General features: G+C 64.7%; 23 protein-coding genes and 1 tRNA gene. 18 read left to right on the top strand and 6 right to left on the bottom strand.

The features are described from left to right. The first annotated feature begins 31 nt into the window (after positions 1-31). Positions 32-104: transfer RNA gene (locus AU192_RS15730), tRNA-Arg, on the top strand. Positions 105-178: 74 nt separating this feature from the next. Here AU192_RS15730 and AU192_RS15725 read toward each other — a convergent pair. Beyond that, the gene (locus AU192_RS15725) at positions 179-1390 is read right to left on the bottom strand and encodes a tyrosine-type recombinase/integrase (RefSeq protein WP_064397775.1); all 1212 of its coding nucleotides are present in this window, start codon (positions 1388-1390) and stop codon (positions 179-181) included. Then, positions 1383-1967 carry a helix-turn-helix domain-containing protein gene (locus AU192_RS15720; RefSeq protein ID WP_165593310.1) on the bottom strand — a complete coding sequence of 195 codons (585 nt, stop codon included), beginning with the start codon at positions 1965-1967 and terminating at the stop codon, positions 1383-1385. Before AU192_RS15720 ends, AU192_RS15725 begins: the two co-directional genes overlap by 8 nt. Before the next feature lie 113 nt (positions 1968-2080). Here AU192_RS15720 and AU192_RS25125 point away from each other — a divergent pair, with 113 nt between their 5' ends. From AU192_RS25125 to AU192_RS15685, 9 genes are read left to right on the top strand one after another with little or no spacing between them, the layout of a single operon-like run. After that, on the top strand, positions 2081-2320 hold the full coding sequence (locus AU192_RS25125) for a helix-turn-helix domain-containing protein (protein ID WP_082695032.1): 240 nt from the start codon (positions 2081-2083) through the stop codon (positions 2318-2320). Then, positions 2317-2535, top strand: coding sequence for a hypothetical protein (locus tag AU192_RS15715; protein WP_064397772.1), 219 nt, complete (start codon positions 2317-2319; stop codon positions 2533-2535). The genes AU192_RS25125 and AU192_RS15715 overlap by 4 nt, the downstream gene beginning before the upstream one ends. Then, positions 2532-2990, top strand: coding sequence for a hypothetical protein (locus tag AU192_RS15710; protein WP_207544947.1), 459 nt, complete (start codon positions 2532-2534; stop codon positions 2988-2990). Before AU192_RS15715 ends, AU192_RS15710 begins: the two co-directional genes overlap by 4 nt. Then, on the top strand, positions 2987-3868 hold the full coding sequence (locus AU192_RS25580) for a hypothetical protein (RefSeq protein WP_133148033.1): 882 nt from the start codon (positions 2987-2989) through the stop codon (positions 3866-3868). The genes AU192_RS15710 and AU192_RS25580 overlap by 4 nt, the downstream gene beginning before the upstream one ends. Further along, on the top strand, positions 3865-4080 hold the full coding sequence (locus tag AU192_RS25575) for a hypothetical protein (RefSeq protein ID WP_133148032.1): 216 nt from the start codon (positions 3865-3867) through the stop codon (positions 4078-4080). The genes AU192_RS25580 and AU192_RS25575 overlap by 4 nt, the downstream gene beginning before the upstream one ends. Before the next feature lie 3 nt (positions 4081-4083). Then, complete coding sequence (locus AU192_RS15700) at positions 4084-4422, top strand: hypothetical protein (RefSeq protein ID WP_064397769.1); 339 nt, start codon at positions 4084-4086, stop codon at positions 4420-4422. Then, on the top strand, positions 4419-4811 hold the full coding sequence (locus tag AU192_RS15695; RefSeq protein WP_064397768.1) for a hypothetical protein: 393 nt from the start codon (positions 4419-4421) through the stop codon (positions 4809-4811). Before AU192_RS15700 ends, AU192_RS15695 begins: the two co-directional genes overlap by 4 nt. Beyond that, positions 4808-5134, top strand: a complete 327-nt coding sequence (locus tag AU192_RS25810; RefSeq protein ID WP_064397766.1) for a hypothetical protein — start codon at positions 4808-4810, stop codon at positions 5132-5134. The genes AU192_RS15695 and AU192_RS25810 overlap by 4 nt, the downstream gene beginning before the upstream one ends. A gap of 20 nt (positions 5135-5154) precedes the next feature. Continuing rightward, complete coding sequence (locus AU192_RS15685; protein WP_064397764.1) at positions 5155-5883, top strand: hypothetical protein; 729 nt, start codon at positions 5155-5157, stop codon at positions 5881-5883. 235 nt (positions 5884-6118) lie between these two features. Here AU192_RS15685 and AU192_RS15680 read toward each other — a convergent pair whose 3' ends face one another. Further along, the gene (locus tag AU192_RS15680) at positions 6119-6925 is read right to left on the bottom strand and encodes an alpha/beta fold hydrolase (protein ID WP_341271751.1); all 807 of its coding nucleotides are present in this window, start codon (positions 6923-6925) and stop codon (positions 6119-6121) included. On the opposite strand from AU192_RS15680, the gene AU192_RS25730 reads away from it, so the two are divergent. The 3 genes from AU192_RS25730 to AU192_RS15670 all read left to right on the top strand — a co-directional run bounded on the left by AU192_RS25730 (position 6860) and on the right by AU192_RS15670 (position 8692). After that, positions 6860-7039, top strand: a complete 180-nt coding sequence (locus tag AU192_RS25730) for a hypothetical protein (RefSeq protein ID WP_165593308.1) — start codon at positions 6860-6862, stop codon at positions 7037-7039. The genes AU192_RS15680 and AU192_RS25730 overlap by 66 nt on opposite strands. A 533-nt stretch (positions 7040-7572) precedes the next feature. Continuing rightward, positions 7573-7788 (top strand): ribosome modulation factor, encoded by a 216-nt coding sequence (locus tag AU192_RS15675; RefSeq protein WP_242656958.1) that lies wholly within the window; start codon positions 7573-7575, stop codon positions 7786-7788. 163 nt (positions 7789-7951) lie between these two features. Further along, a complete protein-coding gene (locus tag AU192_RS15670; RefSeq protein WP_064397758.1) occupies positions 7952-8692 on the top strand; it encodes a DUF5131 family protein in 741 nt (246 codons plus the stop codon). Here AU192_RS15670 and AU192_RS15665 read toward each other — a convergent pair. Next, on the bottom strand, positions 8689-9684 hold the full coding sequence (locus AU192_RS15665; RefSeq protein ID WP_064397825.1) for a three-Cys-motif partner protein TcmP: 996 nt from the start codon (positions 9682-9684) through the stop codon (positions 8689-8691). The two genes, AU192_RS15670 and AU192_RS15665, sit on opposite strands and share 4 nt — an antisense overlap. A 154-nt stretch (positions 9685-9838) precedes the next feature. Between AU192_RS15665 and AU192_RS15660 the strand changes: the two genes are divergently transcribed. Continuing rightward, positions 9839-10132, top strand: a complete 294-nt coding sequence (locus AU192_RS15660) for a GIY-YIG nuclease family protein (protein WP_064397757.1) — start codon at positions 9839-9841, stop codon at positions 10130-10132. A gap of 32 nt (positions 10133-10164) precedes the next feature. Here the strand turns inward: AU192_RS15660 and AU192_RS15655 are convergent, their stop codons facing one another. Continuing rightward, complete coding sequence (locus AU192_RS15655; protein ID WP_064397823.1) at positions 10165-11058, bottom strand: GIY-YIG nuclease family protein; 894 nt, start codon at positions 11056-11058, stop codon at positions 10165-10167. Positions 11059-11526: 468 nt separating this feature from the next. On the opposite strand from AU192_RS15655, the gene AU192_RS15645 reads away from it, so the two are divergent. The 4 genes from AU192_RS15645 to AU192_RS15635 all read left to right on the top strand — a co-directional run bounded on the left by AU192_RS15645 (position 11527) and on the right by AU192_RS15635 (position 13585). Continuing rightward, positions 11527-11772, top strand: coding sequence for a hypothetical protein (locus AU192_RS15645; RefSeq protein ID WP_064397755.1), 246 nt, complete (start codon positions 11527-11529; stop codon positions 11770-11772). Continuing rightward, positions 11769-12101 carry a hypothetical protein gene (locus tag AU192_RS15640; RefSeq protein WP_064397754.1) on the top strand — a complete coding sequence of 111 codons (333 nt, stop codon included), beginning with the start codon at positions 11769-11771 and terminating at the stop codon, positions 12099-12101. The genes AU192_RS15645 and AU192_RS15640 overlap by 4 nt, the downstream gene beginning before the upstream one ends. 388 nt (positions 12102-12489) lie before the next feature. Next, the gene (locus tag AU192_RS25725) at positions 12490-12639 is read left to right on the top strand and encodes a hypothetical protein (RefSeq protein ID WP_165593309.1); all 150 of its coding nucleotides are present in this window, start codon (positions 12490-12492) and stop codon (positions 12637-12639) included. A gap of 106 nt (positions 12640-12745) precedes the next feature. After that, complete coding sequence (locus tag AU192_RS15635) at positions 12746-13585, top strand: AbiJ-NTD4 domain-containing protein (protein WP_064397752.1); 840 nt, start codon at positions 12746-12748, stop codon at positions 13583-13585. Between the two features lie 42 nt (positions 13586-13627). On the opposite strand, the gene AU192_RS15630 is transcribed toward AU192_RS15635, so the two are convergent. Continuing rightward, positions 13628-14413, bottom strand: a complete 786-nt coding sequence (locus AU192_RS15630; RefSeq protein WP_133148031.1) for a phospholipase D-like domain-containing protein — start codon at positions 14411-14413, stop codon at positions 13628-13630. Positions 14414-14524 lie beyond the last annotated feature (111 nt).

Here is a 14524-nt window from a genome sequence, read left to right as displayed (position 1 = left end):
TCGAAGCCCATCGGCGCTGTTTTTCTCACGCGCCCCCGTAGCTCAGGGGATAGAGCGTCTGCCTCCGGAGCAGAAGGCCGCAGGTTCGAATCCTGCCGGGGGCACTTTCAAAATGAGGCTTGACCTGCGGTGACGCGGTGCCCGACCGGCTGCGGTAGGACTCTTCTCGACTTGTGTGTCACGAGGTTGTCACAACTCGCACGAAACTGCTCGAAACGATCTCCCCCAACGTCTGACCCGCGGCCGTCAGGGCATCGTCCTGCGAATGCGCGTAGATGCGGGCCGTCGTCTCGGCGTCGGCATGCCCGAGCCACTTCGCAATCACCGCCAGCGGCACCCCCCGCAGATGCATCGCAGTACCGCACGAATGCCGAGCGTCGTGCAGGCGGATCGGCCGCACCTTCGCCGTCTTCGCCAGCTTGCGCCACATCCGCGTCAGGGTGTCCGGGGTGTACGGCGCCCCGATCTCGTTGACGGCGACATACCCGCTGTCGGTGTGCGCCGCCCCGAGGGCGAGTCGTTCGGCGGCGTAGCGGGCCGAGGCGCGGCGCAGCACAGAGACCAGGCCGTCGTCGAGCGGCAATGTGCGCCGCGATGAGGCCGTCTTCGGGTCGTTCTCCACCACAACGCCGGCACCCGCCTGGACACGGCCGCGGGCGATCGTCAGCGTGCCCGCCGTCAGATCTATGTCGTCCCACCGCAACCCCGCGATCTCGCCGCGCCGCAACCCGGTCAGCGCCAAGTACCAGAGATGCCCGTTGCGGTCATCGTCGGCAGCGCGCAGCACCTGCCGGATCTCTTCGGGTGTGTAGGTGGCCATCTCAGCGCGCACCCGCGGCACTTTCCGGATTGCGGCCGCGACGTTGCCTGACAACTCGCGGCGTTCCACGCCGTAGTCGAGCACCGCGCGCCACGCATCGACCGCTTTGTTGACCGAACGCGGCGACCACGCCGAGCGCGTCGCACCCTTCGCCGTCACGGTGCCGCCGTCGCGGAGCGCGACGAGAAGTTTGTCCAGATCCGGCCGTGTGAGTTTCTGCGCGGGCATGCTGCCGTGCCGCTCCCGCAGCGGAGCGAGCAGGTAGGTGTAGCCGTTGATCGTTGTGGCCCGAGCGTTGTGGAGCGACGTCAGCCAGTCGCTGCACAACTCATCGACCGTCACCGCTTTGCGTGCGACGAAAGTGCCGGCGGCAGCTTGGGCGGTTATCTCGGCAAGCGCGTCGCGCGCCTGCTCTTCGCGGGCGTATCGGCGGCGGACCTGTCGACGCTTACCCGTCTGTGGGTCGATGCCGGCGTCGACCGTGACCTGATAGCGCACAACGCTTTTGCCCGTTCTGCGGTCGGTGACTTCGACCTTCTTGATCTGCGGCGGAAGCTGGCGCCTACTCATCTGCTGCCCATTCCTCGGTGGTTGTGTCGATCAGGTCATCAGTCCGCGCGATTCGGTTAGTCAGATCCGCGATGTGCTTTATCCGTCGCGAATCGTCAGCATTGCCGAGCAACTCGAAAGTGGCCTTGGCTTGCTCAAGTTCACGATGTGTCGCGGCCCGCTGCCGCGTAAGATCAAGTATAAGTGCCAGCGGTGATGCTGAACCAGCTTGTGCCGGAACAGTATTCGGATCGTACGCATCGTCACCAGTGAACCATGCGAGCGCAGCGGCTGTTGTCGCCATCTGGCCCGGTAGAAATTCGATCTCACGGTCGGGATGACCACCAAGAATCAGTGACAGGGGCGGAACTTCGAGCGCCGCCGCAATCGTCATCAGTTCGGCAATATCCAGCGACTGTTTCCGGCCGGACTCGTAGTTCGCAATTTGCGATCGCGTGATCGGGTATCGCAGGCGCTCTGTTTCGTCGGCGACTTGCTGCGCAGACATTCGCCGGCCGGCCCGCGCGCTGCGTATCGCCTGACCGATACGCGCGTGCAGACCCTGCGACCACCCCTCAGCCCCGCTGCGTTGTGTCATAGCGACACACAGTAACGCAGCCTTGTGCAAACGACAACGATGCGATACAACTTGATCTGAACAACACAGGTGCCCGGCAATCTGTGTAATCACGACACAGACAGGTTGAACACATGGCCGACCTCGCCGCATCGACTGACGCACGGCTACATGACCTAAAAAAGGTAGGACGGCGCCTGGACGTGGGCCGCTCAACGGTTTTCGCGCTCGTGAAATCCGGCGAGCTACGAAGTGTGAAAATCGGAAACCGAAGGCTGGTATCTGAGTCCGCGCTCGTTGAGTTCATCGAACGTCTCGAAGCGAACGCCGACACCATGCAGCGCAGCGACGACCAACGCGAAGTCAGCGCGTGACCACCGAAGCACACCAGATCGCGGCCCGCCTCGCGGCGGCAAGCGAAGTGTTCCCGATCAAGAAGACCGACGACTTCGACTCCCGCGCCGATGTGACGGCAGAAGGCGATGTCATCACGGTTGTCGTCACAGATCACCTTGGCCGCGCCAAGCGCGAGTACCGGGCTGTCATCCAGTACGTCGCCGAGGATGCGCGCCATCCGGGCGCGCCATGAGCGAGCGCCCCGGCGCGTGGGTCGACCACGAACGGACCGCCTGTCTATGCGGCGACGGCCTGCCCGGCTTCTGGGCCGCGGTCTGCATCACCGCGACGGGCGATGACGCGCTCTGGCTGGTGTCCCTCGACGAACTCGACGCCGAACACCCGCGGCGCGGTGACGCCAACCAACCCCACGAACAGTTAGGACCGCTCCCGGCGGTGTGGCGCCGCCGTCTCTGCGGCGATCCGCGTTGCGGTGCGCCGACCGCAGCGGGACGACCGTGCCGAATGAAGGTCGCCAGCCACGGCGAAGTCTGCGACGTTCACCGCAAGCCACGGTGCGACGGCTGCGGGCAGATCATGTACCACCAGGTCGGCGGTTGGGGCTGCTTCGGATGCCACCCCGACCGGCATTGGACACCCCAGCGGCAGCAGGCCGACGTCGTCGACAACGATGCGGGCGCGCCATGACAGCGTTTCATCCCCGCGATTTCCGCCGCGGTCTGCGGCACGCCGGACTCACCCACGGCGAGTACCGGGTAGCGGTCGAACTGGCTGAGCACTCCAATCGCGACGACCCGATTGTGTGGCCATCGGTAGCCGCACTGGCCGACGTCTGCGCCATGACGGAACGGGGCGTCCAGTGCATCCTGTCCAGCCTCTCAGCAAAGGGGGTGGCGGCCCGCGTCTCTAGCACAAAGGGCGGCCGAGGGAACACAAACCGCTGGCGATTGCTCGTCAAAACCCCGAACAACGCTTCGGGGTTTACGACCGGTTCTCAGGCAGAAACCCCGAACCACGCTTCGGGGTTTACGGCCAGTTCTCAGGCAGAAACCCCGAACGAAACTGCACAGAAACCCCGAACGAAACTGCACAAAACCCCGAACCGTCGTTCACCCGAAGTAGTTAGAAGTAGGAAGAAAGAAGGAGAGGAAAACGCGCGTGCGCGCGCGGACGAACCAACCGACGAACCGCTCGACGTGGAGGCCGTCCCCGACCAAGCCAACGCTCCCCCACCCGAAGAGCCATCCAGGAACAGCGAAGCGGCGAGCAACGAGATGGCGCTGTGGGTCCGCGGACCCTACGGGCCGCGGTGTCGCAAGCATGTCAACCACCCGGACCCGCCGAAATGTCCCCGCTGCGGTGATGCGCGAGAAGCCGACGAAGCCGAGCAGGCCGCTACTGCCGAACGCGAACGCACCGAGCGGCGCATCCTCGCCGACGCCAAACGTGACTGCGACATGTGCGACGGGACCGGACAAGTCGACGTCGATACGAACACGGTCGCCCGCTGTCCCGCCTGCTCGACACCAGAAGCCAGACAGCGACTCATCGCGGAGTCGGCATGAGTCGCCGTCGCCCCGCCGAGCAGACCGCGCGCGAGGAACGAGCGTCTGCGATTCGCCGGTGCCGCCGCTGTGACCCCTGCGGCTGGCGACTTGGCCCGGACCGCACACCCATAGAGCCCGCCGTCCGCTGCGATCACGGCGCACCGGCCACACCGCCCGCGGTTCGGGACATCACCGCGCCGATCCATGATCCCGACGACACCGAGGACTGACCCATGCCCGATTGGGACACCATGCGCGCGCTGCTCGAAGGCATCCCCGCGCTTTCAGGCGCTCGCTGCAAGGGCCGCTGCGAGTTGTTTGAGCGGACCACCGGCGAGTGCCGCGCCGCCGGCCGGATGACTTGGAAAGACCTCGACGACGCACGGCGTGAGGCGCTGCGGCTGTGTAACGACGGCTGTCCGGCGTTGGAACCGTGCCGCGCATGGCTCGGTGCTCTGCCGGCCGCACAGCGTCCGCGCGGCGTCGTCGCCGGCCTAGTGATCACCGCTGGCGGGGTGCCGTCGAGGACCGGGACGCCGGCCACGCTCGTCGCTTCCGAGGCGGACTCATGACCGCCGCAGAGTCCGGGCTGATTCGCGCCGGCGGCGTCGTGGTGCTGAGCGGACCTGCATTGCACTCCGCGCTCCAAGCCACCCTGATCGCCATCAGGAACCGCAAGCTGTCCGGACTCCCGACCCTGCCCTACGAGGCCCTGGCCTGCGAACTTCGCGCTGCGATGACCGCAGACGGTCACGCGGCCATCGCAATTGGCGCCGTCAGCGATCCTGTTCCGGTGGACGAACAACCGAGCGTGCCGCTCGCGGAAGCAGCTGCCCGCCTGAACATCTCGGACCGGCAGGCCCGCCGACGGGCGCCGCAACTCGGAGGCCGCAGGATCGCCGGCCGCTGGTTTGTCGACCAACTGGCGCTTCGCCAACACATCGAAGGAAGGCAGGCATGAACCGGCAAGAGCAAGCCCGAATCATCGCCTCGCTGACCGACGACGAACTGAAAGAACTCACTGAACGGGCAGCGAAGCTGCCCCCACCGGATGAGGGCGAAGTCGAACGGCGGTTCCTCCAAGACCTCTCCGGATCTGTGCACCCGCGCGAGTGGATGGCCGAACTCGCCAACCTATTCGGGTCAGCCGAGCCCGAAAGCGACGGAACCGGAACCGACGCCGCCGACGATCCGCCCGACGCGACCCTCACCGACGAGGAAAGCGCCGCAGCGTTTCTGCGCGTCATCACGAACCGATCCGCGCAACCCCGCCGAAACCCGTAGTCCGAAAGGAACCCACAGCCATGCAAATCACGCCGCGCTTCTACGTCACGCAAGTCCGCAACGCCGCCCACACCATCGGCGTGCCACTACCGCCGACCCTCACCAAGCAACTCGACCAAGCCGACGCGCTCGTCCGCGCCGCCGAAACGATGGTCGGTACTAGCGGCGACCTCAACAGCGCGATCCTCGACGCCCTCGAAGCTGGCCGCGACTACCACGACGACCCGGCCGTGCAACGCACCGCACTCGACCGCATGATCGCCAACTTCCAGTCCCACGGCGTGAACGAAGCGGCCCAGGCCCGCGCCATGCAGCGCCGCCGAGACGCGCTCACCGAGCACGCCGACGACATCCTCGGGGCGTGGGCAGACGCCATCGAACCGCATTCGGCTGCCCTCGCCGCAGCCGCGGCCGAACTGCCGACCCACGACCTCGCCGACACCGCGACGATCATCGCCGCCGGACTCGACGCCGTCCAACATTGGAACGACGCGCAGCACGCCATCAAAATTTGGGACGCCGCCGCGTCAGGGTTCGCCGCGTTCGCCGCCGCCGCCCGCGTCGACACCGGGCAGCGGTATCTCATCTTCACCGACTCCGGTGCCGCCACCGTCAAGCACGCCGGACGTCAGGTCGACGCCTGGACCCTCGCATGCCACGGCGTACCGCTCCATCTCGCCACCCTCGAAACCTTCACCGCACGCGTGGCTGCACACCAATACGAGGACCGAGACGTTGACGTCGCCTAGCGGTGACGAACGCAGCGACGCATCTCTGACACCTCACGGCCAGTGCGCGCAGGACCGTTCCCGGCGGTTCGCCGCAGCGCCAGGCCGCGAGGACCAAACCGAGGTAGCCGCCCACGAACAGCCGTGCGGCTGGCGCATCGGGAGCGCCAAAGCGCGCGCGTCGGCCGCGCGGCCAACCACCACGACGACGCGGACCAGGACGTGACCGACCGTTACTCGACCACATAACCGTCGACTATGCCCACTGCGCGAACCAGTCCATCAACGTTTTCGCGACTGCGTCGGGTTGTTCGTCTGGAATCCAGTGTGATCCGCGAACTACTTCGAATCGAAAGTCATGCGTCACGTAACGCTCGGACCGACGGGCGGCGCGTTCGAGTATGTAGCTGTCACCATCACTCCAGATCATTAGTGCCGGAACCGCAACCTTTCCGACACGGCCCGCCCATGGTGCTGCGCGATACCAATTGAGTGCCGCAGTGTAGGCACCCGGCTTCGTCATGGCCTCTGCATCGCGATCGGCGAGGCCCGGCTGTTGACCCCCAGACCTCAACATCTTGGCCAACCTCTTACCGCTCCGGGCTGCGCCGAGGTAGTACCACTCCGGGATCAACGGCAATTGATAGAAGTAGGCGTACCACGAAGCCAGGCCCTGTCTGCTCGTCAACATCGCGTCTTGTAGCGCCGCCGGGTGCGGGCTGGAAAGCGACGACAACGTCCAAACCAGGCCGGGATACTTCGCCGCGAAACTCCAGGCGACCAATCCGCCGTAGTCATGCCCGACCAAGTGCACGCGGTCCGCGCCGCTTGCCTCGACCAGCGCGCCCACGTCTTCCACTAACTCAGACATCCGATAATCGCGGCGCCGGGTGGGTCGTGCACTGGGTGAGACACCTCGCTGGTTGGGTGCCAAGCATCGGTAACCCGAACTCGTTAGGCGTGGAATTACCTCGCCCCACGCCAGATTCGTCTGCGGATGGCCGTGCAGCAACACGACGACGGGCGCGTCTGCCGCGCCGGCGTCCAAGACGTCAAAGAACATGTCGCCGCGACCAAAATGCTCCATCACAAGATCATCAAGCCTGGCACGCCCCTCGAAAACGAATTCCGCAAATTGCGAGGCGAGGGGTCACTTCGCAGCAGCCTTCAAACCTGACGTTGTTTGGAAGCGCAACGCGACCGGGATCCCACTCAAGCAGACCAGGGGGGATGACCCGTCGAGAAGAATGGCGGCGCCCCCCGAGGCAATGGCGGTCCTCCCCCTGGATTCTCAAAAAAACAAACCGCTGGAAGGACGCAGGATGCCCCGCCGTGCCGACGTGCCGTGCATCAGGTGCGGCCGGCTGGTGCCGACGTACCGCGATAGCGCGCCGGCCGGTCGGCGCCGGTGCGGGCGCTGCGTGACGGCCGACGCGGTGCCGTGGCGGCACGGCACGCGGACGGGATACCGGCGGGAGGGCTGCCGCTGCGACGAGTGCCGCGCTTGGGCCGCGGCGGGGGCTCGGGTGTATCGGGCTGAGTACCGCGAGCGCACTGGGACCGGCTTGCGCTCGCGCTCGAGGTACGGCCGAAAGGCGCGGGACGCGATCGCCGCGGCGTCCGCCGCGCGGCCGGCCTGATCGTCGTCGTGGTCCTGGTGGTCGGCGTGGGATCCACGGTTCCGGGCCGGCGCGGCTGCATGCTTGGCGGGTGACGTCGAAGCGCGCTGAGTACATGTTCGCGCTCTACTCGGGCTCGGTCGCCGATCCTGGGGACCGCAACCCGTACGCCGGCGGCGACTCGTTGGTCCTCGCGAAGCTGTGGATGCGCGGATACATGCGCATGCTCCGCGTCCGCATCGAAACCGGGCCGGCGATGCAGCGCTACCTTGCCGCGCGTGCCGCGGCGGAGCGCTCGGCGGAATGACTTCGCGACACCGTATGCGCCCTGGCCGGGTGTCGGACGTCGCCGATACGGTGTGCGATCGAACAGCGTTGCGTCGATCTGCAACAACACGCTGGGCGGTCGTGACGTGATGACCAATCGCAGTGCCCTAGGGTGAGCGCAACGGATTTGTGAGGGTGGGCGCATGGCTGACCGATCGGCGATCGAATGGACAGAGGCCACCTGGAACCCTGTCACCGGCTGTGATCGCGTTTCCGCCGGCTGCGACCACTGCTACGCAATGACGTTGGCAAAACGGTTGAAAGCCATGGGATCCGAGAAGTACCAGAACGACGGCGACCCGCGCACATCCGGACCGGGCTTCGGCGTGACCGTCCATCCGCAGGCACTCGACGAACCGCGCCGCTGGCGCCAGCCGCGCGTCGTCTTCGTTAATTCGATGTCTGACCTGTTCCACGCCCGCGTGCCCGTCAGCTTCATCCGGGAAGTGTTCGACGTCTGCCGCGAAACCCCGCAGCACACGTATCAGGTGCTCACCAAACGCAGTCTGCGACTGCGCCGACTCGGCGAAAGTCTCGACTGGCCAAGCAATCTGTGGATGGGCGTCTCCGTGGAGAACGCCGACGCGTTGCCGCGCATCGACCATTTGCGCGATGTTCCCGCCGCCGTGCGCTTCCTGTCGTGTGAGCCACTGATCGGGCCGCTCGACGGCCTGAACCTTGACGGCATCCACTGGGTAATCGCCGGCGGCGAGTCTGGCGCGAACCACCGCCCGGTTGACGGCGAGTGGGTGCGCGGCATCCGGGACGTGTGCCAGGACGCCGGTGTCGCATTTTTCTTCAAGCAGTGGGGCGGTCGGACGCCGAAGGCCGAAGGACGCGAACTCGACGGCCGGCGGTGGGACGAAATGCCGACTGCCGTCTAGCGGTTCTCGTCGAGATAGTCCTCGTAGCCCCACCACTCAGCGGTGGTTGGATCCCAGCACGGTTCAGGGCGCCACAGCCGTTGGCCGGCGTTCGCATCGTCGGCGCCGCCGTCCTCGAACAGTGAGAACTGACCTGTCTTGGCTTCCTTGGCCTGCCGCATCATTTCGGGCTCGCGTAGCGCGGCCTGGTTGTACAGGTGCCGCATTATGCGGTCGCCGGCGTCGTGGTCAGTGGCGAACACCATGTCGTAGATTTCCAGCTTGTTGTGCATCTGCATCGGGATGCGGTGCGTGATGGCATATCCGAGTTCGTGCTCGAACTTCCAGCGCATCAGGTTGACCATCTGCCGCCGGTAGTCGCTCGCGATGATCTTGCGCTGGTCGAATGCCCGCTGGATCTGGCGCCATTCGCCGCCGCCGTACAAGCGGTCTACCCGCTCCTGGAATGCCTCGTTGTTCGTGCCTCGTACGCCTTTGAGAATCATCGTGGGCGACATCAGGATCCAGATTTCCGCTTTGCGTCCGTACCTGCGGTCCCGGCGGAACGCAGCGAGTTTGCGGATAGTCTCCCAGTGCACTTCGGCGGCCTGCTGGTCGACGAACGCGAACGTCGGCGCCCACGCGACGTCGGCGAGACCAGCCAGGATGCCGTCGATCGTGGCGTTGCAGTCGCCTTCCACGACCTCGTAGCGGGTATCGCCGGGGAACTTCTCTCTTAGGTGCGTGTCGAGCGCGCGGGCGCGGGCCGGATCAAGTTCACCGAAGCGCAGTCGGCTGAACGGCGGCTGCGCGCTCATCGCGACGACTGGTGAACCGTCGAACTCGGCGCCGGTGTAGCGCTCGACGTTCTTCGGTTGGCCCGCCATCAGGTCGAGATAGATGCACTCAGACGACTTGCCGCTGACCGCCTTCGTGAACGCTGGCAGATAGCCGCTCAAGATCTCCAGCTTGTTCCGTGTCCAGTAGGACCACGGACGCGGGTTCGGGCTGATGACGTTCCCCCCTACAGTCGGCCGACCGGGCAAATCCCCCTTAGTCGACTGTAGGACCGCAGCGCGACAAACCTGCGCAGCGACGTAACAACGTCGTGCAGTTTGCGGCGCACCGCCGCGGACGAGTCGTCACTGTCTCGCCTATGGTCGCGGGATGCCGCTGCGTAAGCAGGTCTACAAGATCACTTACCCAAACGGGAAGATCTATGTCGGATCGGACCTCACAGGATCCATTTCCTACTTTGGCAGCCCGAGCGCCAAGGCACTGATTGAAGCCGACCATGCCGACCAGCGGCTTGATATGACGGTGCGCAAGGAGATCCTCTGGGAGTCCGAGACAGCTTCTAAGTCGGAGGTTCTCGCGATGGAGCGAAAATTGATTCGCGAGACAGGAGCAAACAATCCGGCGATCGGCTACAACATTATGCCGCGCTGGACCGGTGGCTGACGTACACCGCCGACTGCCGGATTGGACGGGCGCTATTCGACGCCCCGGCTTTCCCACTCGCCAAACGTCCCGTCCGATGAAATCCACTCCCGACGACCATTGCAGGACCGTCCGAGGGCTACAGCACCGGCAGTCGACGGGGCTGAAAATACGATGTTCCGGGTCACGCGGCCTACCTCGCCCTCGACCACGATCGCCCCGTTCTCAACCAGTTGCTCATGCTGGTCACGGCAAGACCGATACGCCTTCCGAGTGCTCTGCGCCTTGCCGACGCCATGCCAGGACGCGACCACCAACGAACCAGCGAGCATGGTGAACTCGCCGTCGATCTGTTGTGCCCGCGCGTCCACGCCGAGTTTGGCGTGACCTAGCCGAAAAATGGGTGACGTTGTCGGTTCCCCGAAAATGGCCACCGCCGCGCTGGGCTGTGGAACGCGAATGGCGTTGACGCCCAGGACCGGCAAGACGATCTGCAACTGAGAAATGAAATAGTCCATGTCCGATTTGTCCGCCTCAGGCAACGCCGGGGCAGCGGGCGTAGTGCTGTTGTCGACTGTTACGCGGCCAGCTTCCGTTGCCAGCGCGACCAACTTTGACTCCAAATAGCGCCCATGCGCTTTGGTCAGGTTGGCATCCTTGGACGTGATGATCACAACGCGATCCCAGGACTTCTTGTTGTGGTTGCGCAACCGGTCGGCGACCACCTCGGCCTCGCCGACATAGCAACGGGTGTTGCCGATGGCTTCTTCGTCGTCGCTTAGGAGCAAGTAAGCGCCAGTGTGCTGTGCCTCGTCGCGTAGAAGCAGCTTCGCTAGGTCCGACTTGCCTGCCATCAGCAGGTGACCCGTCCAGTTGGTAATTTCAGCGGTCGTCAATCCACCTGGTGTTCCGTCGACCAGAAACAGCTTGATTTGCTTCCCGCTCATCGGAACACCGTAGCCAGAGTCCGCGCAGTCCCACGGCGGCCTGCTCACATCGCGTGCGAGACGTCCGCGGCGACGTCGAGCGCCTGGTCGTCGGTGTCACGACGTTGTCACAACTCGTCCGGAACTTCTGTGCAAACGGGCATGGACCGCTGCGGACGCATACACCCCATTTCCGCAGGCAGTTGGCCCGGTTGAGAGCGGATCGGGAGACGGGTACGGATGCCGGCGGACCCGGATGGATGGGTCGGATCTGCCTCCGGAGCAGAAGGCCGCAGGTTCGAATCCTGCCGGGGGCACTTCCTATTCTCGCAGCTCAACGCAGCTTTTCATCCCTTACCCGGTGCGCGGCGTGCAGCTAGCGTGCACTTTCCTCGGCCCGACCAGCTACTGCTAGCAAATTGACCTCTTGAGCTGCGGTGATGCCCGGCGTACCGTTCGACGTCCGTTCGGTGCGGGAGGAGGCGAGCCATGGACTTTGAGAGCTACGGCTACTTGGGCGGTGGCAGCCGCCTGCCGGTCCCGCTCACGGTGGCGATGCCGGTGGGCTCGCTGGTAACAGACCCCACCGATCCCGGCGTCCTCGGCGTGGTGGTCGAGCACCCGGCCGTCGACCCCGATGGCGATGTGTGGCCGCAGCTGATGAACGTGCTGTGGCTGGACCTGGGCTACGAACTCATCGCGGCACAAGTGCTACGGACGGCGGTGCCGCTGTGACGCTGCCCCGCGACTGCCACGTCGCTTACGCCGACGATCCGCACACGCCCATCGGCGTCGTGACCGGCCACCCGTCCCCCGGCCTGGTGGAGGTCACGTTCTACGGCGGCGGCATGGACTACGACATCATGCTGGCCCGCCATCTGGTGCCCGTGAGCGAGTGGCGGCTGTTGCCGCGGCCGGGACGTCTCACCCCGTACCAGCGGCAGGCCATCGCGGCGTGCCCGTGGTGCGACACACTCGGCCTGGTCGACGGCCAGGACGGCGAGCCGGTGTTCTGCGATCACCGGGCAGTAGATGCGGCGACCCATATGCAAAGGACAAACTGACCGCGTGGGGTCACTTCCGCCCCAACTGTCACAAATAGGCGGGTGTGCGTCGGCGTGTCATCCCGGCGAGCGCCCGAAGCGAGTGCATGATGATTGCGGATTCTCAGGTTCACCGCGACACGCAGGGTGTTGAGCGTGCGTTGCGTCCGGCTGTTCCGATAGCCTTTGCCCTGACAGAAGCAAGGCCCCAGGCCCGCGCCTAGGGAAAGGCTCTGGACCTGAGGCTTGCCACCTACTTGGCCGTAGACCGACAAGCTATCAGGTGATGTGTGCCGGGTCTCGGCGACCGGCACATTTGTGACCAGAGCGTTCTTCCCTTGCTGCTGTTGCGGGTGCGCTGTCGCGTGCGCAACCGCGACGACGCGCGAGGAAGGAGGTGAGGGTCATCATGACCGCATCGACGGGACAGCTCTGTCCGGCGAGTGGGGTTTGGCAGTCCATGGACTTCCCCAGCACCACCGCTCCGATCGCGAAGGGCAACCGCATGCCGCCACACAACGGCAAGTCGGTTACCTGGCAGCTGATTCAGTACGCCTAACGGCGTCAGCTGAGGGGCGGCACCAGCGCGGGGTGGTGTCGTCCTTCTCTCCGGCTTATGGAGCGCAGATTACGTTGCACCACCGACACCGTTAGGAGTTCAGGAATTGTCAGACGGCGACTACGGCGGTGCCCGCCCGCCGACGTTCTCGCAGCGGGCCGGGCATGTCCCATACCCTACGGAGATTCAACACGGCGATCTTGACGGCCGCTGCCGCACCGATCTCTGGAACTACATCATCAAGATCTACCTACATAACGCGGGTCCCGTTAGTTTTGAAGACATTTGGGCTGACCACTATGGGCTACCCCTGAACGATTACGCCTTTCGGAAGCTCTTCGCCCAGCTCGAGCAGACAGTTCGTAAGTCCGCGTACCACTACCTTTTCGACCTCGTGGAGTGGCTCGTCCAGCGCACCCCCGACGGGTACTCGGAGATGAGGTTCGGGACGACGTCGGAAGACATCAACCGCATCCTTGCGCGCAACCGTGCTGGCTACCGCATCGTAGACTTCCAGGTCGTGCCCATCACCAATGAGGCTGAGCTGTCGTCAATTACGACCGCGATCGAGTCGACCTCGACACCGGCGGCCAGACATCTCAAGAATGCCCTGGCACTGTTCGCGAACCGCGATCAGCCGAACTACGCCAAATCGATCCAGGAGTCCATTTCTGCCGCAGAGGCCGCGGCACAGGAATTGGCCGGAGTCAGGAAGCCCCTTGGCGACTCGCTTGACATCGTGAAGAAGAACAGCACCGATCTGCATCCGGCATTGATCGCTGGCTGGAAGAACTTGTACGGCTTCACAAGTGACAGTGGCGGCATCCGTCACGCCGGGTTCGACGGAACGATCCAGCCGAGCCAAGAGCTGGCGCAGTATTTCCTCGTGACCTGCTCAGCGTTCGTGAACCTAGTCACCGTCATCAAGTCGCAGCAACCAACGTAACTGGCACACATCAAGTACCCGTCGTGCCGGGGCCCGGCCAGGTTATCGCCAGGGGTCGGATGACAAGAAGTATGTCTCGTCAGGCGCTGTAAGCGTCCGCCACACCGGCGCGAAGTACTTGTTGTTCAGTTTCGTCACCTCGGCGAAGTCGGTCACCACTTCCGACACGTCTAGTCCGCGGTCGGCTCGCCGCGCGCCGGCATTCGTGAGATTCGTGGAGCCTTTGAAGGCGACGAGTCCGTCGATGATCAGTATCTTCTGGTGCGGTGCGTCATATATGCCTTGCGTCGACGGAATCACCTTCGCCGTCAGATCCGGCGCCTCGTCGGGGAAGTCGGTTAATTCCGCCCGGGCATGGGCCTCCACGTTCGACGCGAAGCCGTAAACCGGGACGCGCATGCTTGCCATCTTCAGCGCCCCGATCATGACGTGGCTGATCCCCCAGGTGGTGAAGTGAACGAAGTAACGAGCACGGGAAATGACTTCGAAGAAGGTGCGCATCGTCGGCCAGGGCTGTGATCCGAAGGAGCCCTGATCCCCTCTTGACTCTCGAACGACTTCGGCAAGCGCCGTTGCATGCGGGAACAGTTCACCGTGGTCAATGACCCAGCCCTGATCACGGAAGTGCTGCCGTACCGTCTTGTATCCCGTCCAGCTCTCCTCGACGTCCCCAACGAACGTGACGGCACAGGCGGGGCAGGAATACGACTGCGGCTTGTGGTCGTCTCCCATATCGGGCTTCACATCGCGAATCAGCCCTCGGCACGCGGGGCAAATCCTGCTCGGAGGTTGAAAGTCGAGAATTGACGTGATGTCGAAACCTGCCACACCACCATCATCTCCCTGCACAGGCCGACAACGGGGCGGTACTCCCAGACTGGGGCAGCATCTAAGCGCCAATGCCCACCGTGGGCCTGGGGGTGGGGGGGGGGCGCGGCC

This window comes from Mycobacterium lehmannii, from assembly GCF_001499925.1.
Lineage (GTDB): Bacteria > Actinomycetota > Actinomycetes > Mycobacteriales > Mycobacteriaceae > Mycobacterium > Mycobacterium lehmannii.
This window is presented reverse-complemented; position numbering and strand designations above follow the sequence as displayed.